Annotated in this window: 17 protein-coding genes and 2 tRNA genes; 14 read left to right on the top strand and 5 right to left on the bottom strand. The window is 65.4% G+C overall.

Annotation, left to right across the window (positions count from 1 at the left end):
- Positions 1-90 precede the first annotated feature (90 nt).
- From QLQ85_RS15300 to QLQ85_RS15285, 4 genes are all read left to right on the top strand, one after another.
- On the top strand, positions 91-1,554 hold the full coding sequence (locus tag QLQ85_RS15300) for a TolC family outer membrane protein (RefSeq protein WP_282739784.1): 1,464 nt from the start codon (positions 91-93) through the stop codon (positions 1,552-1,554).
- A gap of 81 nt (positions 1,555-1,635) precedes the next feature.
- Entirely contained in the window at positions 1,636-2,910 is a 1,275-nt protein-coding gene (locus tag QLQ85_RS15295) for an efflux RND transporter periplasmic adaptor subunit (RefSeq protein WP_282739783.1), read from the top strand.
- On the top strand, positions 2,907-6,092 hold the full coding sequence (locus tag QLQ85_RS15290; protein ID WP_282739782.1) for an efflux RND transporter permease subunit: 3,186 nt from the start codon (positions 2,907-2,909) through the stop codon (positions 6,090-6,092). The genes QLQ85_RS15295 and QLQ85_RS15290 overlap by 4 nt, the downstream gene beginning before the upstream one ends.
- Positions 6,093-6,291: 199 nt before the next feature.
- On the top strand, positions 6,292-6,963 hold the full coding sequence (locus QLQ85_RS15285; protein ID WP_282739781.1) for a hypothetical protein: 672 nt from the start codon (positions 6,292-6,294) through the stop codon (positions 6,961-6,963).
- Positions 6,964-6,986: 23 nt separating this feature from the next.
- Here QLQ85_RS15285 and QLQ85_RS15280 read toward each other — a convergent pair whose 3' ends face one another.
- Positions 6,987-7,601 carry a TetR family transcriptional regulator gene (locus tag QLQ85_RS15280; protein ID WP_282739780.1) on the bottom strand — a complete coding sequence of 205 codons (615 nt, stop codon included), beginning with the start codon at positions 7,599-7,601 and terminating at the stop codon, positions 6,987-6,989.
- 158 nt (positions 7,602-7,759) lie between these two features.
- Between QLQ85_RS15280 and QLQ85_RS15275 the strand changes: the two genes are divergently transcribed.
- Positions 7,760-8,791, top strand: a complete 1,032-nt coding sequence (locus tag QLQ85_RS15275; protein WP_282721367.1) for a succinylglutamate desuccinylase/aspartoacylase family protein — start codon at positions 7,760-7,762, stop codon at positions 8,789-8,791.
- A 178-nt stretch (positions 8,792-8,969) separates the two neighbouring features.
- Positions 8,970-10,172: an aminotransferase-like domain-containing protein gene (locus QLQ85_RS15270; protein WP_282739779.1), complete on the top strand. Its 1,203-nt coding sequence runs from the start codon at positions 8,970-8,972 to the stop codon at positions 10,170-10,172.
- A gap of 12 nt (positions 10,173-10,184) precedes the next feature.
- Here QLQ85_RS15270 and dusA read toward each other — a convergent pair whose 3' ends face one another.
- On the bottom strand, positions 10,185-11,177 hold the full coding sequence (dusA, locus tag QLQ85_RS15265) for a tRNA dihydrouridine(20/20a) synthase DusA (protein WP_282739778.1): 993 nt from the start codon (positions 11,175-11,177) through the stop codon (positions 10,185-10,187).
- A gap of 269 nt (positions 11,178-11,446) precedes the next feature.
- Between dusA and QLQ85_RS15260 the strand changes: the two genes are divergently transcribed.
- From QLQ85_RS15260 to QLQ85_RS15250, 3 genes are all read left to right on the top strand, one after another.
- On the top strand, positions 11,447-12,010 hold the full coding sequence (locus tag QLQ85_RS15260; RefSeq protein WP_282739777.1) for a YqhA family protein: 564 nt from the start codon (positions 11,447-11,449) through the stop codon (positions 12,008-12,010).
- Between the two features lie 370 nt (positions 12,011-12,380).
- Entirely contained in the window at positions 12,381-12,704 is a 324-nt protein-coding gene (locus QLQ85_RS15255; protein WP_102629861.1) for a TraR/DksA family transcriptional regulator, read from the top strand.
- A gap of 166 nt (positions 12,705-12,870) precedes the next feature.
- Positions 12,871-13,467 (top strand): hypothetical protein, encoded by a 597-nt coding sequence (locus QLQ85_RS15250; protein ID WP_282739776.1) that lies wholly within the window; start codon positions 12,871-12,873, stop codon positions 13,465-13,467.
- Between the two features lie 21 nt (positions 13,468-13,488).
- Here the strand turns inward: QLQ85_RS15250 and QLQ85_RS15245 are convergent, their stop codons facing one another.
- Positions 13,489-14,079 carry a helix-turn-helix domain-containing protein gene (locus QLQ85_RS15245; RefSeq protein ID WP_282739775.1) on the bottom strand — a complete coding sequence of 197 codons (591 nt, stop codon included), beginning with the start codon at positions 14,077-14,079 and terminating at the stop codon, positions 13,489-13,491.
- Positions 14,080-14,498: 419 nt separating this feature from the next.
- Between QLQ85_RS15245 and gltX the strand changes: the two genes are divergently transcribed.
- The 3 genes from gltX to QLQ85_RS15230 all read left to right on the top strand — a co-directional run bounded on the left by gltX (position 14,499) and on the right by QLQ85_RS15230 (position 16,359).
- A complete protein-coding gene (gene gltX, locus QLQ85_RS15240; RefSeq protein ID WP_282739774.1) occupies positions 14,499-15,980 on the top strand; it encodes a glutamate--tRNA ligase in 1,482 nt (493 codons plus the stop codon).
- A gap of 203 nt (positions 15,981-16,183) precedes the next feature.
- Positions 16,184-16,259, top strand: a tRNA-Ala gene (locus QLQ85_RS15235).
- 24 nt (positions 16,260-16,283) lie between these two features.
- Positions 16,284-16,359: transfer RNA gene (locus QLQ85_RS15230), tRNA-Glu, on the top strand.
- Positions 16,360-16,909: 550 nt separating this feature from the next.
- On the opposite strand, the gene QLQ85_RS15225 is transcribed toward QLQ85_RS15230, so the two are convergent.
- Both QLQ85_RS15225 and gltA read right to left on the bottom strand, forming a co-directional pair.
- The gene (locus QLQ85_RS15225) at positions 16,910-17,800 is read right to left on the bottom strand and encodes an NAD(P)-dependent oxidoreductase (protein WP_282739773.1); all 891 of its coding nucleotides are present in this window, start codon (positions 17,798-17,800) and stop codon (positions 16,910-16,912) included.
- A 92-nt stretch (positions 17,801-17,892) separates the two neighbouring features.
- Positions 17,893-19,194 carry a citrate synthase gene (gene gltA / locus QLQ85_RS15220; protein WP_282739772.1) on the bottom strand — a complete coding sequence of 434 codons (1,302 nt, stop codon included), beginning with the start codon at positions 19,192-19,194 and terminating at the stop codon, positions 17,893-17,895.
- Between the two features lie 436 nt (positions 19,195-19,630).
- On the opposite strand from gltA, the gene sdhC reads away from it, so the two are divergent.
- Together sdhC and sdhD are read left to right on the top strand one after the other, a co-directional pair.
- On the top strand, positions 19,631-20,008 hold the full coding sequence (sdhC, locus tag QLQ85_RS15215) for a succinate dehydrogenase, cytochrome b556 subunit (protein ID WP_282721376.1): 378 nt from the start codon (positions 19,631-19,633) through the stop codon (positions 20,006-20,008).
- Positions 20,002-20,349, top strand: coding sequence for a succinate dehydrogenase, hydrophobic membrane anchor protein (gene sdhD / locus QLQ85_RS15210; RefSeq protein WP_282721377.1), 348 nt, complete (start codon positions 20,002-20,004; stop codon positions 20,347-20,349). Before sdhC ends, sdhD begins: the two co-directional genes overlap by 7 nt.
- Positions 20,350-20,351 lie beyond the last annotated feature (2 nt).

Raw genomic sequence — 20,351 nt, 5'->3', positions numbered from 1 at the left:
TCCACATTTCGCCGCCAGGGTGCGATTGATTCGTCATAAAAACATGCGAGAATGTATGTATGTTCTCGCTCCCAGATCAAGGATGAGCCGATGATGCCTTTCCGCCCCTCCCGTCATTCACCTCGAACCGGTCGGTGGCTGGCCCGCCGCGCCTTGCTGCCGGCCCTGACCGCAGCGGCCTGCGCCGGCCCGCTGCAGGCCGCCGACCTGCTGACCATCACCCGGGACGCCCTGGACAACAATGCCGAGCTGGCATCGGCACGTTCCCAGTTCGGCAGCGTGGAGGCCGGCCGGGATGTACAGCGGGGGGATCTGCTGCCCCAGGTCAATGTCTCGGGCAACGTGACGCACAACCACCAGTACGAGAGCCAGACGGGGGGATTCCAGACCGGGGTCGGACTCGACGACCGCTTCAACAGCGCCGGCGTGGTGCTGGAAGCCACCCAGGCGCTCTTCGATGCCCGCAACCGCCGCGAGGTGGAGCAGGCCGAGCGACAGATCGACCAGCAGACCTATCGGCTGGCGGCCACCGAGCAGCAGGTGCTGCTCGACGTCGCCGGCGCCTACTTCGATATCCTGCGTGCCCACGAGATTCTCGCGGCGCGCCGTGCCCAGGAGCGTGCCATCGGCCGCCAGCTCGAGCAGGCCCGTGAACAGTTCGAGGTGGGGCTGATCGCGATCACCGAAGTGGATGAGGCCCAGGCGAGATTCGACCAGTCGCGGGCCGAGCGTATCGTCGCCGAGAGCAACCTCCAGGTCAGCTTCGAGGCGCTGGAGCGCCTGACCGGCCAGCGCTACCCTGACATCGAGGCCTTGAACGAGGAGATGCCCATCGTGCCGCCGAGTCCAGGTGGCCGCGACCACTGGGTGGAGCTGGCGCTGGGGCAAAATCCCCTGGTGCTGGCCCAGCAGGCCGGCGTCGAGGTCTCGCGCAGCGCCGTCGAGGTATCGAAGGCCCAGCGACTGCCGGTGATCGGGGCGTTTGCCAACTATCAGCGAGCCGACAGCGACAGCGATGCCATCGAGGGCCATGACTCGTCCAGCCAGGTCGGCCTCTCCGTCAGCCTGCCGCTCTACACCGGCGGCAGCACCAGTGCCGGCATCCGGCAGAGCACCTACCTGCTGGAGTCCAGCCAGTACGACTTCGAGGCGCAGCGGCGCGATACCATCCAGCAGGTGCGTTCGCTCTATACCCAGGTGAGCAACGACGTCTCGACGGTGGAAGCCCGGGCCCAGGCCATCGTTTCCAACGAGAGCGCCCTGGAGGCCACCCGGTCGGGCTACGAGGTGGGCACTCGTAACATCGTCGATGTGCTCAATGCCGAACAGAATCTCTACGATGCCGTTGCCGACTACGCCCAGGCCCGTTACGACTACGTGATCAACCTCCTGTCACTGCGACAGCAGGCGGGGGCCCTGGATGCTGCGGTCATCGAGGAACTGAATGGCTGGCTCGACGGCGACAGCGTCTCCTTCAGGCTGTCCCGGGAGGGCGAGCGCTACGACGAGGCCACGCAGATCGGTGAGCCGCCACGCCCCGATGAGGGTGGTTAGTCATCTAACATTTACATCCATACATGAATGAATGTAAAATTCGTCCACTTTTCGATCTACTCAACGGGGTTGAGAGAAGTCATGAGAACGATGATCCGTAGTGGCCGGGCCGTCTTGCTGGTGCTGGCCGCGGGCCTGTTGCTGGCGGCTTGTGGTCAGGACGAGACGCCACAGCAGCAGGCGGCCGGTGGCCAGGAACGGCCTCCACGATCGGTGGAGGTAATGGAGATGGCGCGGCAGGATATCCCGCTGGACAAGTCCTATCCCTCGTTGTTGCGCAGCGATGACGAGGTCACCCTGGTGGCTCGGGTGACCGGCTTCCTCGAGGAGCGGCACTTCGAGCCCGGTCAGTTGGTGGAAGCCGGGCAGCGCCTCTATACCATCGAGCCGGACCTCTACCAGGCGGTGGCCAGCCAGCGTGAGGCCGACCTGCAGAGCGCCCGTGCCGAGCTGTCCCGCGCTCAGCGGGATGCCAACCGCTTCGAGCAGCTGTTGAGCCAGAACTCGGTGAGCCGCCAGCAGTATGATCAGGCGAGAACCGAGCTGGGCGTCGCCCAGGCCAGCGTCGCCCAGGCCGAGGCGGCCCTGGCGAGCGCCAACATCGATCTCGGCTATGCCGAGGTGACGGCGCCGGTGGCTGGCATGATCGGCCTCAGCCAGGTCAACGTGGGCAACCTGGTCAGCGCCGGTACCGAACTCGCCACCATCACCCCGCTGGACCCGCTGGAGGTGCGCTTCCAGTTGCCCCAGCGCGATGCCTTCGAGCTGCGGCGCCAGCTCGATGACCAGCCCCTGTCGGAGGTCGGTGCCAGCCTGCAGACACCGGCTCTGGAGGGTAACGGGGTGGGGAACCTGCAAGGGAACCTGACCTTCCTGGGGTCGCGGGTCGACCAGGGCACCAGTACCGTGCAGGCCTCGGCTACCTTCGACAACCCCGATGCTCAGGTGCTGCCCGGCCAGTTCGTGCGAGTGCGCCTCGAGGGCATGAAGCGCTTCGATGTGCTGGCGGTGCCCGAGATCGCGGTGACCCAGGGACTGATGGGCCCCCAGGTGTTCGTGCTCGACGAGGACAACGTCGCCCGTTCCCGTACCGTGGCCCTGGGCGAAGTGGCCGGGCCCTGGCAGATCATTCGTGAGGGACTGGAGCCCGGTGACCGGGTCGTGGTCGGCGATCCGGCCGGCATCGAGCCCGGTGCGCCCATCGACCCGCAACCCTTCGGGGGGGATGCCGGCGAGATCGTCGACGCGGTCGAGGAGGCCGAGGCCGACGCCCGGGAAGGGGACCAGGCAGCCGCGGTGGCGGCCATGGGGGAGGGCCAGGCTCCCGCGCCGAGTGAAGGGGAAGGGGACCAATGAGCTTTTCCAACTTCTTCATCAAGCGCCCCATCTTTGCCACGGTGCTGGCCATCATCCTCACCCTGGTCGGGGTGATGAGCATGCGGGTGCTGCCCATCGAGCAGTACCCCAGCGTGGTACCCCCCACGGTGTCGGTCCAGGCCCGTTTCCCCGGCGCCAATGCCGAGACCGTCGCCCAGACGGTGGCCGCCCCGCTGGCCGAGGCGATCAACGGCGTCGAGAACATGCTCTACATGACCTCGAACAGTGCCGACAACGGCTCCATGAGCCTCGATGTCGCCTTCGACATCGGCACCGACGGGGACATCAACACCATCAACGTCAACAACCGGGTGCAGGGCGCGCTCTCGCAGCTGCCCGAGGCGGTGCAGTCCCAGGGGGTGACGGTGGAACTGCGCTCCAGCTCGATCCTGATGCTGGTGGCGCTGATCTCGCCGGAAGGCGACTACAACAACGTCTTCATGCAGAACTACGCCACCCTCAATATCCTCGACGAGCTGCGCCAGGTGCCGGGGGTGGGCAACGCCGAGGTGCTCGGTGGCGGCGAATTCGCCATGCGCGTCTGGATGGACCCGGACAAGCTGGCCCAGTACGACCTGACGCCCACCGAGGTCGCCAGTGCCATCCGCGCCCAGAACACCGAGGTGCCGGCGGGTAACCTGGCGGCCACGCCCCAGAGCGAGCCGCGCGCCTATACCTACACCATCACCGCGGGCGGGCGACTCTCCGACGCCGACGACTTTCGCGATATCTTCCTGCGTACCAACCCCGATGGCTCCGCCCTGCGACTCTCCGATGTGGCGCGGATCGAGCTGGGGGCGTCCTTCTACGGGGTCGAGGCGCGGCTCAACGGCGCCACCATGACGCCGATCATCATCAACCAGCAACCCGGGGCCAACGCGCTGGAGACTTCCGAGGCGGTCGAAGCCACCATGGCAGAGCTGGAAGGGCGCTTCCCGCCCGGGCTGGAGTACGTGGTGCCCTATGACACCACGCTGTTCATCGACGCCTCGGTGAATACCGTCACCAAGGTGTTCATCGAGGCCTTCCTGATCGTCGGCGTCATCCTGTTCATCTTCCTGCAGAACTGGCGCTTCACGGTGATCGCCATGTCGGTGGTGCCGGTCTCGGTGCTGGCCACCTTCGCCGGCTTCTACATGTTCGGCTTCTCGATCAACCTGCTGACGCTGTTCGCCCTGGTGCTGTCGATCGGCATCGTGGTGGATGACGCCATCCTGGTGGTAGAGAACGTCGAGCGGGTGCTCAGCGAGGACGAGTCGATCTCGGTGCGGGACGCCACCGTTCGTGCCATGCGGGAGGTGGGGGGGCCGGTCATCGCCACCTCGCTGATCATGGCCGCGGTCTTCGTGCCGGTGGCCTTCCTCGGCGGGTTCACCGGGCAGATCTACCAGCAGTTCGCCCTGACTGTGGCCATCTCGGTGGCCTTCTCGGCGTTGATGGCGCTGACCTTCACGCCGGCCCTGAGTGCGATCTTCATCAAGCACAAGCCACGGCTCGGCGAGTCGAAGCTGAGGCGGGCGATCAACACGCCGCTGCGCCTCTTCGACCGGCTCTTCGCCGGTATCACCGCCGTCTACATGTGGGTGGTGAGGGCACTGGTGAGGTACTGGGGGGTCGCCCTGCTGCTGACCGCGGCGGTCGGCGCCGGCTCCTGGTGGCTCTACGAGCGCACCCCCTCGACCCTGGTGCCCGAGACCGACCAGGGCATCGTGCTGGCCAGCATCTCGCTGCCCGATTCGGCCTCGCTGGACCGCACCAGCGCCTACATGGCCAGGCTCAGCGAGCAGATCGAGGCGATTCCGGGGGTGCGCTACTCCTCGGCGGTGGCGGGGTACGACATCCTCTCCAGCGCGGTGAACACGGCGCGGGGCATCATGTTCATCAACATGGATCCCTGGGGCGAGCGCGAGCTGACCGCCGACGAGCTGGTGGGCCGCATCATGCAGCTGGGGGCGCAGATCGAGGGCGGCTCGGCCATGGCCTTCAACGTGCCGCCGATCATGGGGCTCTCCACCACCGGCGGCTTCACCGGCTACCTACAGTCCTTCGAGGGGGCCTCGTCCCAGGAGCTCTATCAGGCTTCGCTGCAGGTGATGCAGGCGGCCAACCAGCATCCGGCACTGCGCCAGGTGTTCACCACCTTCAACGTCAACGTGCCGGGCTACCGGGCCGAGATCGATCAGCAGAAGGCGCTGAGCTATGGCGTAGCGCTGGAGGATCTCAATGCCACCCTGTCGAACACCTTCGGCAACGGCTTCGTCAACTACTTCAGCTACCAGAACCGTAACTTCCAGGTCTACCTGCAGAACGAGGATGAGTTCCGCAGGACGCCGGACGACATCGCCAACGTCTATGTACGGGGCGGCAACGGCGAGCGGATCCCGCTCTCCGAGTTCGTCGAGCTCGAGCGTCAGGCCGGCCCGGCGGTGGTCTCGCGCTTCGGGGTCTATCTCGGAGCCCAGTTCCAGGGGAGTCCAGCGCCGGGCTACAGCTCCGGCCAGGCCATCGAGGCCATGGAGGAAATCGTCGCGGAGACCCTGGGGGGCAACTGGGGCATGGGCTGGACGGGCACGGCCTACCAGGAGAGCAACATCGGCAACACCGCCACGCTGGCCATCGTCTTCGGTCTGCTGATGGTGTTCCTGATCCTGGCGGCCCAGTACGAGAGCTGGTCGTTGCCCCTGGCGGTGCTCACGGCGACCCCCTTCGCCTTCCTCGGCGGGATCGGCGGGATCGTGTTGCGCGGCCTGGATACCAGCGTCTATGTGCAGATCGGCATGCTGGTGGTGGTGGGGCTGGCGGCCAAGAACGCCATCCTGATCGTGGAGTTCGCCGAACTCCAGCGCAAGGAGCTCGGCAAGACGATCCGCGAGGCGGCGGTGACCGCCGCGGAGCTGCGCTTCCGGCCGATCGTCATGACCTCGCTGGCGTTCATCTTCGGCACCCTGCCGCTGGCCCTGGCCACCGGGGCCAGCGACACCAGCAGCCACCATATCGGCACCACGGTGGCGGTGGGCATGGCTGCGGTGGCGATACTGGGCAGTTTCTTCGTACCGACCTTCTACGCGATGATCGCCCATGTCACCGACTGGCTGCGGCACAAGCTGGGCGGCCATGAGGCCTCCGAGCACCAGCCGGCAGTGGAGAGCGATCGGCGCTGATCGCGCTTCGTCCGCGGCGACGGGGCATCACTCCTGGCGGGGTGGTGCCCTTTTTCGTCGCCCCGGCGCTGCCGTCGAGGGGCGCGTTGCCGGTCGGTCCGAAGCCGGGTGGCTTCCCACCGGGGTGGTCTACGCTGAAGGAGACAACCCATTTGCCGGCCCCGGCTCTTCGATTCGGTACCGGCAGGAGGCGCGCGCCATGGCATCCGTTCTGCAGTCGGCCCTGAGCTTTCCGCTGGTGGTCTTCACCTTGCTGCTGGCGCTCGTGATGCTCTACTGGTTGCTGGTGGCGCTACGCCTGGTGTCGGTGGAGCTCTTCGAGCACGACAGCCTCAAGGGCGATCACCTGGCCAGCACCCTGGTCGCCCTGGGCTTCGCCGGCGTGCCGGCCTCCTTCTCGCTGACGGTGCTGCTGGTGTTGGCGAGCGTCATCACCCTGGCCGTGGAGCTCGTCGTGCTGCGCTGGCTGCCGCTGGGGCTGTTCCGGATACCGGTCGGGGTGGCGGTGCTGTGGGGGGCCTTCGTGCTCGCCTCTCCGCTGGCCGCATCGCTCTGTCATCGCCTGCATCGCTGGTTCCATCGCCATTCGCCGCGGCGTTGCCTGCTGGGCGAGACGGTGGTGGTGAGCGAGAATTCCGGAGAGGACGGCTGCGCCATGGCGACCCTGGCGGATGACCCGGAGTGCCGGGTGCGCCTGCACGGCAAGGCCGGCGCCATGCCCGCCCGCGGCGAACGGCGGGTGCTGGTCAAGTACCTGGCTGGCGAGGGAAGCTATCGCAGCGTGCTCCAGCGCGACTATCTGGAGGCGCGGATCCGCCTGAGTCGCCTACGGGGACGGCGGCGGGGTGGAGGAACGGCCGCCTCCCATTGAGCGTGCCTGGGCTGCCCGGTGGATCAGGGGGCGCTGACCAGGCGCAGCAGGGTATTCACCAGTTCCATGCCGCGCTCGAGGATCGAGAATTGCTCGTAGTTGCGCAGCCAGTCGTGGAAGAGCCCGCCGAGGCAGGACTGCAGCAACTGCGCCGCCACCTCCGGGGGGATGTCGGGGCGTAGCTGGCCGAGCCTGGCGGCGTTGGTGAAATACTCCTGCAGGGCGCCACAGGACTCCTCGGCCATCTCGTTCTGCATGGCGAGGGGGTCGATGTCGCCGAATACCTCGCAGTGATGGATCAGGATGGCATGCACGCGGCGATAGCGTGGCTGCTCGAGGCGGATGAATCCCAGCCGGCATGCCAGACGAATGGCTTCCAGGGGGGCGTCGGCGAGGCCGGGGTCATCGATCTCCTCGACCAGTTCCTCGAAGGGCATGCGGACCCGCTCAAGCAGGGCGCGGAAGAGATCGGCCTTGTTCTTGAAGTGCCAGTAGACGGCACCACGGGTCATGCCCGCATGGCGGGCGATCTGCTCCAGTGAGGTGCGCGCCACGCCCTTCTCCAGGAAGACTTCCTCGGCGGCGTCGAGCAGGGCTTCACGGGTAGCGGCGGCCTCGGCCTTGGTACGTCTGGCCATGGGGAGGGAACTCCGAAGATGACGGGATAGCCGTATTCTACCCGAGTCGGTCGGGATTTACATTCACGGATGTATGGATAGGAGGCTCGTCTTGCAGGGATCCTGAGCGTATAAGGAATGCATGAAGAACAGGGTTTTCGTCGTGCAAGGATGGTCTCATGGCTCGTGCTCCCTTCGAACTCGCCGGCGTCCGGGTGGCCGCGGGGTCCCGCACCCAGATTGACGTGCCCGTCGCCCGGCTCTACACCCATGCGCCGCTGCACATCCCGGTGGAAGTGGTGCATGGCCGCCAGCACGGCCCGGTGCTGCTGGTCTGCGGCGGCATCCATGGCGACGAGATCAACAGCGTCGAGATCGTGCGGCGGCTGCTGCGCTCGCGGCAGCTGCAGAGCGTGCGCGGGACCCTGATCGCCGCCCCCATCGTCAACGTCTTCGGCTTCGTGCAGCACAGCCGCTACCTGCCCGACCGGCGCGACCTCAATCGCTGCTTCCCCGGCAGCGAGTCGGGCTCGCTGGGCGGACGGGTGGCCGCGCTGTTCCGCGAGCAGATCGTCGATCACGCCACCCATATCGTCGACCTGCACACCGGCGCCATCCACCGCACCAACCTGCCGCAGATCCGCGCCCAACTGAGCCCGGGCAGCGAGACCGAGCGCATGGCCAACGCCTTCGGCGCCCCGGTGATCCTCAATGCCGAGCTGCGCGAGGGCAGCCTGCGCCACTATGCCCAGAACCGCGGCATTCCGGTGCTCACCTACGAGGCCGGCGAAGCGCTGCGCTTCGACGAGTGGGCGATCGCCCCGGGGGTGCGTGGCGTGCTGCGGGTGATGCGGCGGATCGGCATGCTGACCGGCGAACACCGCCGTCGCCCGCCGCCACCGGCGGAGCTGGCCAACGGCTCCAGCTGGGCGCGGGCGCCCATCGACGGCATCCTGCGCCCCCAGGTGCGCCTGGGGGCGCGGGTGGCCAAGGGCGAGCTGCTGGGCAAGGTGGCCGATCCCTTCGGCAACGCCGAGGGCGAGGTGAGGTCGATGGCCGACGGCATCGTCATCGGCATGAGCCGGCTGCCGCTGGCCAACGAGGGCGAGGCGCTGTTTCATGTCGCCCGCTTCGACGCCATCGAGGAGGCGGAGAGTGCCGTGGAGAGCTTCCAGTCGAGCCTGGAGCCGCCGCCCGATTCGCTCTATTGACCTTGCTGGCGCCGAGATCGCTCCTAAGGGGTCGGCAGACCGACCCCGGCGGTGAGACCGAGCGTGGCGCGCTTCGAGGCCACAAGAGGCCGAGAATGCCGTGTGCTCGCCGCGGGCTGCGCCTGACGGCAAAGCGGTCTATGCTGAGCGATTTGCGACCCACCGATGAGAGGCTTCGATGCAGTGGCCGTTTTCCCGGCGCGCCAACGCGCTGACCAGTTCCGCTATCCGTGAAATCCTGAAAGTGACAGAACAGCCGGACATGATCTCCTTTGCCGGCGGCTTGCCGTCGGCGGCAACGTTTCCGGTGGAGGCGATGCAGGCAGCGACCCAAAAGGTGCTTTCGGAGCAGGCGGAAAGCGCATTGCAGTATGGCCCGAGTGAAGGGTTCGGCAAGCTGCGTGAATGGGTTGCCACGACGTATTCCCGTGATGGCGCCGAAGTGCGGCCTTCACAGGTACTGCTGACCACTGGCTCGCAGCAGGCGCTGGATTTGATCGCCAAGGCGTTGATAGATCCCGGCAGTCGCATCTTGGTGGAAACGCCGACCTACCTGGGTGCACTGCAGGCATTCTCTCTGTTCGAGCCGCAATATGTCTCGGTTGCCAGCGACGAACAGGGGGTATTGCCCGAGGCATTGACCGCCGAGGTCATCGCGGGAGCGCGTTTCCTCTACGCGCTGCCCAACTTCCAGAATCCAACCGGCCGACGGCTGCCGCTCTCGCGTCGTGAAGCGCTTGCGGCAATCGCTCGAGAGCATGGCTTGCCGGTCATCGAGGATGATCCCTACGGCGACCTCGATTATCAGGGGGAGCGACTGACCAGTCTGCGTTCGCTGGCGCCGCAGCAGGTGATTCATCTGGGGTCGTTTTCCAAGGTGTTGGCACCGGGGCTGCGGCTGGGTTACGTCATTGCCGATGAATCCCTGATCGCCAAGCTGGTGCAGATCAAGCAGGCGGCCGACCTGCACACGCCGAGTTTCACCCAACAGGTGGTCTACGAGATCGTCAGCCAGGGCTTTCTGGAGGAGCACATCCCGGAAATTCGCGCCCTCTATGCCGAACGCTGTCACGCCATGCTCGCGGCGCTGGCGCAGTACATGCCCCAAGGCGTGCAGTGGAACCGACCAGAAGGCGGGATGTTCATCTGGGTGACGCTGCCCGAGTCGCTGGACAGTACCGAGCTATTGACTGAAGCGATTCGCGAGCGGGTGGCGTTCGTGCCGGGGGCGCCGTTCTACGCCACGGCGCCCCAGTCCCACACGCTAAGGCTCTCTTTCGTCACCGTCGATCCGGTGCGTATCGACGAGGGAATACGACGCCTTGGTCGGCTGATTGCCAACCAACTGGGTGGCGCAGCGGAGCACCTGCCCCTGGTTTGACCCAAGGCGGGGTCAGGCGGGCGACGGCTCGCGCTCGGGCACCAGGCTGAGGGCGTCGTCGAAGACTCGCAGGCAGGCGCCGTCCAGATGACCGTGCTCGGAGAGGTGGCGGCGGAAACGCCTGCCCCCCGGCTGGCCCTGGAACAGGCCGAGCAGGTGGCGGGTGATGTGGTTGAGCTTGGCGCCTTCCTCGAGCCGCCGGGCGATGTAGGGGCGCAGGGCGCGCGCCGCGTCATGGCGGCTGGCCGCCGGGCCCGGCTCGCCGTAGAGCGCCTGGTCGATGCCGGCCAGCAGCCAGGGGTTCTGGTAGGCCTCGCGGCCGACCATCACGCTGTCGACGTGCGCGAGCTGCCCGCGGCACTCGTCGAGCGTCCTGATCCCGCCGTTGATGCCGATATGCAGCTCCGGCCGGCTCTGCTTCAGGCGGTGGACGCGTGGATAGTTGAGCGGCGGGATATCGCGGTTCTCCTTGGGCGAGAGCCCCTGCAGCCAGGCCTTGCGGGCGTGGACGATAAAGACGTTACACCCCGCGTCAGCCACTTGAGAGATAAAGCGCTCGAGGTCGGCGTCCTCGTCCTGGTCGTCGATGCCGATGCGGCACTTCACCGTCACCGGAATCGACACCGCTGCCTGCATGGCGCGCACCGCTGCGGCGACCTTCCCCGGGTGGCCCATCAGGCAGGCCCCGATCAGGTTGTTCTGCACCCGATCGCTGGGGCAACCGACGTTGAGGTTCACCTCGTCGTAGCCCCACGCCTCGGCGATGGCCGCACACTCGGCGAGCTCGCCGGCATCGCTGCCGCCCAACTGCAGTGCCAGCGGATGCTCCACCTCGTCATGGCCGAGGAATCGGCTGCGCGGGCTGCCGTGCAGGATGGCGCCGGTGGTGACCATCTCGGTATAGAGCAGCGCACGCCGGGTCAGGGTCCGGGCGAAGACTCTGTAGTCTCTCGTGGTCCAGTCCATCATCGGCGCGATGGAGAAGGTGCGGTCGAGCTGAGGCATCGGCATCACAAGGGGTAGGGCAGGGAGGCAAACATTCTACCAGCCTCCGCGGGCCTTGTGATGCCCTTGACTGCTGCAGATGGGGTTCGTAGGAGCCCAGCTCTGCTGAGCGATTGGCGCCGACAGGCGCCTGGTTTTTTGCATCGACGGACGGAAGCCTTCGGCCTTCCGTCGCGATGCAAGGCATCCCTCTGACTTTTTTTGGCAGTATGGAGAGGGGATGATCAGGGAACTGCCCTGCCATCGATCACGGCCATCGGGGGAATGCCATGCCAGTCGAACCGCAGCACCAGGATGAGCCGCCTCGCGGAGGGCGGCAAGGGAGAGGGGAACGGACGTTCGAGCGGTTCCTGTGGAACTCGCGGTTCCTGGTCATGCTGGCGGTCCTGCCCAGCCTGATCGGGGCGCTGGTGCTGTTCATCATCGGCACCATCGACATCTTCAAGATCCTGCTGGGGGCCACCGCCTACTATCTGCTGGGAGTCGGAGCCGACATCCACGACACGGTGGTACCGAGCATCATCATGGCGATCGACATCTACCTGATCGCTATCGTGCTGCTGATCTTTGGCCTGGGTGTCTATCGGCTGTTCGTGTCGCCGATCGAGCAGGCCGAGGAGCATGCGACCAAGCACCCGTTCAATGTGCAGTCCTTCGATCAGCTGAAGGACAAGATTGCGCGGGTGGTGATTCTGGCCGTGATCATCGAGTTCTTCCGGGCGGTGGTCGATATTCGTTTCCAGACGCCACTGGATGCGATTTACCTGGCGCTCTCGGTGTTGGCCCTGGGGGCCGCCCTTTACCTGATGAGCCTGGCGCACAGGGACGATTGAATCGATGGCGGGCCAGGCTCTCGGCTGGCGGAGCCCGCCCTCACTGCTTGAGGCATCGGCATCACAAGGGGTGGGGCGTTGCGCGATATGGGCAATGGCTTACAGACATCGCCGCCTGGGACTACGGCCATGTCGAGGAGAGGAGACTAGAGTGAGGGTATGCACTGCTCACCTCATCCTGATGTCAGGCGTGTTAGTCCTTGTCTTTGCCCGCTTCCGGCGGGTTTTTTTTGATCCCGTGGGTACCTGCCCGTCTGCTCGTGTCTTGCTGCACTCCATCACGGCATCGCCTGCGTATGGCGTGTGCTATGAAGTAGGGAGGAGAGCGGTGTTCCCGCTCGTGATTCCGCGACCTGCACGAGGTGATCTCATGGCGGATCGGAAGGTGGAACTGGACGCGTTGCGCGACGAGCTGATCGATCGGCTGGATCGCTACCGGGCGCACAAGGAACACAGGGGCGGCCCGCTGGACAAGGACATGGAGGAACAGGCCGTCGAGGTGCAGAACGACGACGTGATCGACTCCCTGGAAGACGAGGCCGAGGCTGAGCTGCGCCAGGTGATGCATGCCTTGGCCCGCATCGAGGCCGGGAAGGGCGAAACGTGCGAGGTGTGCGAAGAGCCGATCTCTCCGGCGCGACTCAAGGCGCTGCCCTTCACCACTCTCTGTCGGGCCTGTGCCGAGCCCCGTTGAGCCATCACGCCATCCCCAGTAATCCGATCGCGCCGATACCCCAGCCCCAGCGGCGAGCTGCCCATGACTGGCGAGCCCATGCCGTGCCGCATGGCCCATTCGGGCGGGACGCGGATGGAGGCGCGGTGGTAGGCTGAGGGTCAATCAATTGGGCTGGAGGGCGTGCATGAAGGCGTGGTGTCGACTGTCCGGCATGGGGCTGCTCCTGCTGTTGCTGGCGGGGTGCGGGGGGAACGACGACGGCACGGAGGGCCCCGGGGAGATCGAGGATCCCGAGGCGGTCGAGGAGGTGGCCGAGGAGGCGCCGGCGTCTCCCCCCGAGCCGGAGGTGGAGCCCTTCAGTGAGCCGGTGGAGATCGATTTCGAGGCCACGCTGCTCAGCGACCGGCGCCTGATGGTCGAGGGCGAGAGCAACCTGCCCGATTCGACCCGGCTGCTGGTCGTGGTGGAGCGTGAGCTCAGCGGCGTGCGCTGGCGGTCACGTATCGGTCTGGAGGAGGGGCGCTTCGCCGCGGGCCCCTTCGGCCCCGGCAGCGGGTTGCCGGATGGCGGCTATCGCATCACCGTGAATCTGCCCGAAGCCAGCGTGCAGCCACTGGCGGTGAGACAGCGCATCGGCGAGCAGGGCGAACACCTGAGCGGGCCACTGGTCAGTACATCGCGGCACGGGCTGGGCCAGGTGGCGAGCAGTTCACGTCGTTTCCTGGTCGGCAGTGAGCCCCGACGCACCACCGACCAGGTCGAGGTGCTGGGCGTCGAGTGAGCCCCGCCGGGTCCTCCGTGGTCAGAGCGGGTTGGCCTGCCAACGGGCCACCAGCTTGCCGAGCAGCCGGCAGTCGGGTGTGTAGGGCGTGATCTCGTCGCTGGTCTGGCGTTCGAACTGCAGCTCGCCGGTGGGGCCCTGGCTCACCCGTCGCACACACTGAGCACCGGCCAGTTCGACCAGATAGAGTCCGGGCTGGCGGAACACCTCGGTGGGAGCGATGGCGATCAGGTCGCCCTGGTCGAGGAAGTCGAATGGTTCGCCGGGCGCCGGGGTCAGCAGGTAGCACTCGCCCTCCCAGCGTTGCGACGGCACCAGCTCGAAGGGCAACTCGATGGCACGGGCTCCGGGATCCTGCCAGGGCGCCGGCGGCAGGCGACGCAGATAGAGGGGAGAGGCGCGGCCCCGTTCATCGCTCTCGATCAGCCGCGACAAGGGGCAGCCGAGGGCCTGGGCCAGGGCGACCAGCCGTTCGTGACCGATCTGCTTGATGGCGCCGGATTCCCAATAGGAAATCGTGACGTCGGATACACCGACCCTGCGGGCAAGAGCTGCCTTGTTGAGATTGGCCTCCAGCCGGAGTTCCTTGATACGAGGGCCTAGTGAATCCATTTCTCCATCCTGTCGACGATTAATGGGACCAGAGATCATCAGTGATCGCTCACAACTGTGCAATACCGCGCATCAACGCTATTCGGCATCACGGTGCATTCGAAGCCCCGCATCGGTAGGGCTGCTCATCTCTTCATCGGCTTCCCGCGGGTACCCGGTGCCGGCTCGAACCGAGAGGGCCCGCGACGCGCGCCGGCGAGAGCCCCTCAGACTGCCCTTCAGGGGCGCGAGTCGCAAGGCGGGTGACACACCCTGTTGGCCGGGCGATGGTGCCGAGGTTGACGAGAGACTCAGGCATGGACCACGCCGGGGAGGAATGATTCCCCCGACACACGGCTGCCGGGCGTGAGTCAGGTGCGTATAATGCGGCCATTGCCCTGTTCGCAGGGGTCATTTCCATTGCCAGGACCAAGGACGACATGACCGTACGCACCCGTATCGCGCCGTCACCCACCGGCGATCCCCACGTGGGCACCGCTTATATCGCCCTGTTCAACCTCTGCTTCGCGCGCCAGCATGGTGGCCAGTTCATCCTGCGTATCGAGGACACCGACCGCGTACGCTCCACCGCCGAATCCGAGCAGATGATCCTCGACTCGCTGCGCTGGTTGGGGCTGGAGTGGGACGAGGGCCCCGACGTGGGCGGCCCCCACGGGCCCTACCGCCAGAGCGAGCGCGGTGACATCTATGGCGAGTATGCCCGGCAGTTGATCGCCTCGGGCCATGCCTTCAAGTGTTATCGCACCGCGGAGGAGCTCGACGAGCTGCGCGAGTCGCGCAAGGCGGCCGGCATGCAGCTGGCGCTCAAGCCCGCCGATCTGGCGCTGCCCGCCGATGAGGCGGCGCGCCGCGAGCGGGAGGGATGGCCCCATGTGGTGCGCATGAAGGTGCCCAGCGACGGCACCTGCGTGATCCAGGACATGCTGCGCGGTACCATCGAAGTGGATTGGGCGCAGGTCGATGCTCAGGTGCTGCTCAAGTCCGACGGCATGCCCACCTATCACCTGGCCAATGTGGTCGACGACCACCTGATGGGCATCACCCACGTGCTGCGTGGCGAGGAGTGGATCAACTCGGCGCCCAAGCATCAGCTGCTCTACGAGTATTTCGGCTGGGAGATGCCGGCGCTCTGCCATATGCCACTGCTGCGCAACCCCGACAAGTCGAAGCTCTCCAAGCGCAAGAACCCCACCTCGATCAACTACTATCGGCGCATGGGCTTCCTGCCCCAGGCGGTGCTCAACTATCTGGGCCGCATGGGCTGGTCGATGCCCGACGAGCGCGAAAAATTCTCGCTCGACGAGATGATGGCGCACTTCGACATCCAGCGGGTATCGCTGGGCGGGCCGGTGTTCGACCTGGAGAAGCTCACCTGGCTCAACGGCGTCTACATCCGTGAGGAACTCGACGACCAGGCCTTCCTCGAGGAGTTGATGAAGTGGGCCTTCAACGAGGAGTACGTGCGCGAGATCCTGCCCCAGGTACGCCCGCGGGTCGAGACGCTCTCTCAGGTGATACCGCTGGCCGGCCACTTCTTCTCCGGCCTGCCGGCGATCGACGAGGAGAGCTTCGACGACGTCAAGCTCGGCCGCGAGGAACTGCTCCGGCTGCTGCAGTTCCTGGTGTGGCGCCTCGAGGCCGTGCCGGCCTGGCACAAGGCGGCGCTGTTGGCCGAGGTCAAGGCGCTGGCCGAGCACTTCGAGCTGAAGATGAAGGCCTTCCTGGCGCCGGTGTTCATCGCCATCACCGGTTCGTCGTCGAGCACCTCGGTGATGGATGCCATGGCAATCCTCGGCTCCGACATGACCCGAGCGCGGCTGCGCCACGCCATCGAGGTACTCGGCGGTGTCTCCAAGAAGCAGGCCAAGCGCTTCGAAAAAGAGTTTCGAGAACTCCAATAAAGGATGAGAAAAGCGCCATATTTCCGTTGCGAGCGAAGATAGGCTGGTCGCCGCCGGAGCGCAGCTCCCGGAGTGTAGCCTGCTACATGAGGAGAGCGAGCACCGCCGGCGGCCAGGATATCGAGCGCAGCAGGAAATAGGCGCTTTTCCTGTTGACGAAGACCAGGCGAATCAGTACCATACGCCTCGTCTTCACGAGATGCGGGGCCTTAGCTCAGCTGGGAGAGCGCAACACTGGCAGTGTTGAGGTCAGCGGTTCGATCCCGCTAGGCTCCACCACGACATCTCGATCGGAAGCACTGCGTCCCATTCGTCTAGTGGTCCAGGACACCGCCCTTTCACGGCGGGAACAGGGGTTCGAACCCCCTATGGGACGCCACTTCTAACTGCCCTCCATCGCCCTTCGATGTCGACAAGTGCGGACGCCCCGAGGCGTCTTTTCTTCGTTTCCACCCGCCGGTGGACTTGTCCACAAGTACCAGATGGCATCAGTCTCTCAAGCCATTACACCTCGTTACCTTCCGTTGTCAAGGGGCCGACATCTCGTTACATTGCGGCGTTTAGGGCTTGACATCAGCCTTCACTTGTCCACTTTGCCGGCTGTCGCGAGATCGTCTGTGCACAGCTTCGGCGCAAACCCGCATGGTTGTGGGGTTTTCTTTAATTATCTTTAAAATCATATAGTTAGAAAAGATCAAAAATTGATCAATCTAAGGCGGTTCCCCATTTCATGGCGATTCGACGGCCTTTTCGTGTGGTTGTGAACAGGCTTATCCACAGAATGTGTGGAAAACACGGCGCCCGGCCCCGGGGTGGGGCGAACCCCGGCGGGCATGGTTGTGCTCGTGCGTCGGTATGAGAATTCTGATGCTCGTGTAGAGGCCGGAGGATGCCGCGGTCACCAGGGGACCGCGACAACCGATCCGGGGTCACGACTGGTCGAAGGCGCGTAGGCGGCGCAGCAGCGAGGAGGTGTCCCAGCGGCCGCCGCCCATGACCTGGAGGTCGCCATAGAACTGGTCGACCAGGGCAGTCACCGGCAGGCGGGCCTGCAGGAGTCGAGCCTGCTCGAGGCAGATGCCGAGATCCTTGCGCATCCAGTTCACCGCGAAGCCATGCTCGTACTCGTCGCCGATCATGGTCTTGTGGCGGTTGTCCATCTGCCAGGAGCCGGCGGCCCCCTGGGAGATGACGTCGACGACCCGCTGCTGATCGAGGCCGGCCCGTTCGGCGAAGTGCAGCCCTTCGGCCAGGCCCTGGACCAGGCCGGCGATGCAGATCTGGTTGACCATCTTGGTCAGTTGGCCGCTGCCGGCGGCGCCCATCAGGGTCACCGCGCGACCGTAGTGGACGAGGGTGGGGCGGGTACGCTCGAAGTCGTCCTCGGTGCCGCCGCACATGACGGTCAGGGTACCGTTTTCGGCGCCCTGCTGGCCGCCGGAGACCGGGGCGTCGATGAAGCCGATGCCCTGCTTGCGGCAGGCGGCGTCGAGCTCCTCGGCGAGGTCTGCCGAGGCTGTGGTGTGGTCCACCAGCAGGCTGCCCGGGGCCATGCCGTACAGGGCGCCGTCATCGCCGGTAGTCACATGGCGCACGTCATCGTCGTTGCCCACGCAGACCAGTACCAGGTCGGCGCCGTCGGCGGCGGCGCGCGGAGTGGGGTGGTGGCTGCCGCCGTGCTCGGCGACCCAGGCCTCGGCCTTGGCGACGGTGCGGTTGTAGACGCGCACGCTCAGCCCCTGGCGGGCCAGGTGGCCGGCCATGGGATAGCCCATCACGCCCAGGCCGATAAAGGCCACTGTCGAGATGCTGCTGCTCATCCTGATGCTCCTTCTTCGGGTGTTGCATGACGCAGAAAGCCGCCCGAGGGCGGCTTTCCGTCACGTCGCGGCCGGGGCCGCTGCCTGCCGACTTACTTGGCAGGATAGTCCTTGGCGGGGTAGTCGCGTTGGGTATGGCCGGTGTAGAGCTGGCGCGGGCGACCGATCTTGTAGCTGTCGCTGAGCATCTCGTGCCAGTGGGAGATCCAGCCGATGGTGCGCGACACGGCGAAGATCACCGTGAACATGTTGGTCGGGATGCCCATGGCCTTGAGGATGATGCCGGAGTAGAAGTCGACATTCGGGTAGAGCTGGCGCTCGATGAAGTACTCGTCCTCGAGGGCGATCTGCTCCAGGCGCTTGGCGATCTTGAGCTGGGGGTCGTCGGCCATGCCGAGCTCGGCCAGCACCTCGTCGCAGGTCTCCTTCATCACCTTGGCGCGCGGGTCGAAGTTGCGGTAGACGCGGTGACCGAAGCCCATCAGCTTGAACGGATCGTCCTTGTCCTTGGCGCGATCGACGAAGCGCTGGATGTTCTCCTCGGAGTCGTCGCCGATCTCGTCGAGCATCTTCAGCACCGCCTCGTTGGCGCCGCCGTGGGCCGGGCCCCACAGCGCGGCGATGCCGGCGCTGATACAGGCGAAGGGGTTGGCACCGGTGGAGCCGGCCAGGCGCACCGTGGAGGTGGAGGCGTTCTGCTCGTGGTCGGCGTGGAGCATGAAGATGCGGTCCATGGCCTTGGCGTAGACCGGGTTGATCCGGTACTCCTCGCACGGGTTGCTGAACATCATGTAGAGGAAGTTCTCTGCATAGCTCAGGTTGTTGCGCGGATAGTTGAACGGCTGGCCGACGTTGTACTTGTAGGACATTGCCGCGAGGGTCGGCATCTTGGCGATCAGGCGGATCGCGCTGATCTGGCGATCCTCTTCCTGGGTGATGTCCATGTGGTCGTGGTAGAAGGCCGCCAGGCCACCGACCACGCCACACAGGATCGACATCGGGTGGGCGTCGCGGCGGAAGCCCTTGAAGAAGTTGTTGATCTGGTCGTGGACCATGGTGTGGTTGCGGACCCGCGACTCGAAGTCCGCGTACTGCTCGTCGCTGGGCAGCTCGCCGAACAGCAGCAGGTAGCAGGTCTCGACGAAGTTGGACTCCTTGGCCAGCTGGTCGATCGGGTAGCCGCGATGCAGCAGCACGCCCTTTTCGCCATCGATGTAGGTGATGGCCGACTGGCAGGAGGAGGTGGCCATGAAGCCGGGGTCGTAGGTGAAGAGGCCTTCCGCGCCCAGGCCGCGGACATCGATCACGTCAGGCCCCAGGGTGCCTGCGTAGATCGGCAGCTCGATCGTCTTCTCCAGACCGTCTACCGTCAGTGTCGCTTTCCTGTCAGCCATATCTGGCCTCCTCTCGAGTGCATGGTGGGACGAAATGTCGTTATTTCGCTGAAGTTGCCGGCGAAAAGGTTCGCCCACTATAGAAGCGTCCCAGCGATTGTCAATTAGCCCATGGCGGGGCTTTACTTGTACATTTATATATTTATAAATTGGGTTTGTACAAAAATTGGTGCTTTGCACCATTGCGGCGCAGGCGCCGCAGGCGGAGCGTGCAAGGCGGCTCGTGGAAAGCGCGCGACGGGCTAGCACCATGGTCGAGTCGGCCGGTGTCCATTTGTCATGGGACAGCCATGTCCCTATAATCCACCCCGCGCGACTGGCAGGAACAGGTGGTCATGCCTCACTCGGCAACGGCCGACCCCCTTCCCGAAACCACCGCCCGCTCGGGCCGCCATGCCCAGAGCACAGAGCGGGCCAAGAGAGTGTGTATAGAGCCGTGAAAAGCAAACGACCCGTAAATCTGGATCTTTCCACGATACAGTTTCCCCTCCCCGCCCTGACGTCGATCGCTCACCGCATTACCGGCGTCATCCTCTTCATCGGCCTGATCTTCGCCTTCTGGGCGCTCGACAAGTCCCTGTCGTCCCCGGCGGGATTCGAGGCGGTGCGTGACGCCCTGGCCACCAACTTCCTGGTCAAGCTGATCGCCTGGGGTCTGCTGTCGGCCCTGGCCTTCCACTTCGTGGCCGGCATCAAGCACCTGTTGATGGATATCGACATCGGCGTGACCCTCGAGGGCGGCGTCAAGAAGGCACAGATCACCGTGGTGGCGAGCGCCGTTCTGATCATTCTGGCTGGAGTCTGGGTATGGTAACCAACATCACGAACTTCGGGCGCAGCGGCCTGTCCGACTGGCTGGTTCAGCGCGTCTCGGCGATCATCCTCGCGCTCTACACTCTCTTCATCGTCGCTTACCTGCTGCTCAACCCGGGCCTCGACTATGCCACCTGGAGCGGCCTGTTCGCCCAGACCTGGGTGCGCATCTTCTCGCTGCTGGCCTTCGTTTCCATTGCCGCCCATGCCTGGATCGGGCTGTGGACCGTGACCACCGATTACCTCAAGCCGACCGGCATCCGCGTCGGCATCCAGACCCTCATCATCCTGGCCATCTTCGTGTTCCTGGTCTGGGGCATTCAGATTCTGTGGGGAGCCTGATC

The organism is Halomonas kalidii (assembly GCF_030010475.1).
GTDB classification, from domain to species: domain Bacteria; phylum Pseudomonadota; class Gammaproteobacteria; order Pseudomonadales; family Halomonadaceae; genus Halomonas; species Halomonas heilongjiangensis.
Note: the sequence above shows the minus strand (reverse complement) of the source record. Positions and strands in the feature narration are given on the sequence as shown.

Bases quoted from the DNA above. Each gene is read 5' to 3' on its own strand.
- QLQ85_RS15300 (WP_282739784.1), top strand. From the start codon at position 91: ATGATGCCTTTCCGCCCCTCCCGTCATTCACCTCGAACCGGTCGGTGG.
- QLQ85_RS15295 (WP_282739783.1), top strand. From the start codon at position 1,636: ATGAGAACGATGATCCGTAGTGGCCGGGCCGTCTTGCTGGTGCTGGCC.
- QLQ85_RS15290 (WP_282739782.1), top strand. From the start codon at position 2,907: ATGAGCTTTTCCAACTTCTTCATCAAGCGCCCCATCTTTGCCACGGTG.
- QLQ85_RS15285 (WP_282739781.1), top strand. From the start codon at position 6,292: ATGGCATCCGTTCTGCAGTCGGCCCTGAGCTTTCCGCTGGTGGTCTTC.
- QLQ85_RS15280 (WP_282739780.1), bottom strand. From the start codon at position 7,601: ATGGCCAGACGTACCAAGGCCGAGGCCGCCGCTACCCGTGAAGCCCTG.
- QLQ85_RS15275 (WP_282721367.1), top strand. From the start codon at position 7,760: ATGGCTCGTGCTCCCTTCGAACTCGCCGGCGTCCGGGTGGCCGCGGGG.
- QLQ85_RS15270 (WP_282739779.1), top strand. From the start codon at position 8,970: ATGCAGTGGCCGTTTTCCCGGCGCGCCAACGCGCTGACCAGTTCCGCT.
- dusA (WP_282739778.1), bottom strand. From the start codon at position 11,177: ATGCCTCAGCTCGACCGCACCTTCTCCATCGCGCCGATGATGGACTGG.
- QLQ85_RS15260 (WP_282739777.1), top strand. From the start codon at position 11,447: ATGCCAGTCGAACCGCAGCACCAGGATGAGCCGCCTCGCGGAGGGCGG.
- QLQ85_RS15255 (WP_102629861.1), top strand. From the start codon at position 12,381: ATGGCGGATCGGAAGGTGGAACTGGACGCGTTGCGCGACGAGCTGATC.
- QLQ85_RS15250 (WP_282739776.1), top strand. From the start codon at position 12,871: ATGAAGGCGTGGTGTCGACTGTCCGGCATGGGGCTGCTCCTGCTGTTG.
- QLQ85_RS15245 (WP_282739775.1), bottom strand. From the start codon at position 14,079: ATGGATTCACTAGGCCCTCGTATCAAGGAACTCCGGCTGGAGGCCAAT.
- gltX (WP_282739774.1), top strand. From the start codon at position 14,499: ATGACCGTACGCACCCGTATCGCGCCGTCACCCACCGGCGATCCCCAC.
- QLQ85_RS15225 (WP_282739773.1), bottom strand. From the start codon at position 17,800: ATGAGCAGCAGCATCTCGACAGTGGCCTTTATCGGCCTGGGCGTGATG.
- gltA (WP_282739772.1), bottom strand. From the start codon at position 19,194: ATGGCTGACAGGAAAGCGACACTGACGGTAGACGGTCTGGAGAAGACG.
- sdhD (WP_282721377.1), top strand. From the start codon at position 20,002: ATGGTAACCAACATCACGAACTTCGGGCGCAGCGGCCTGTCCGACTGG.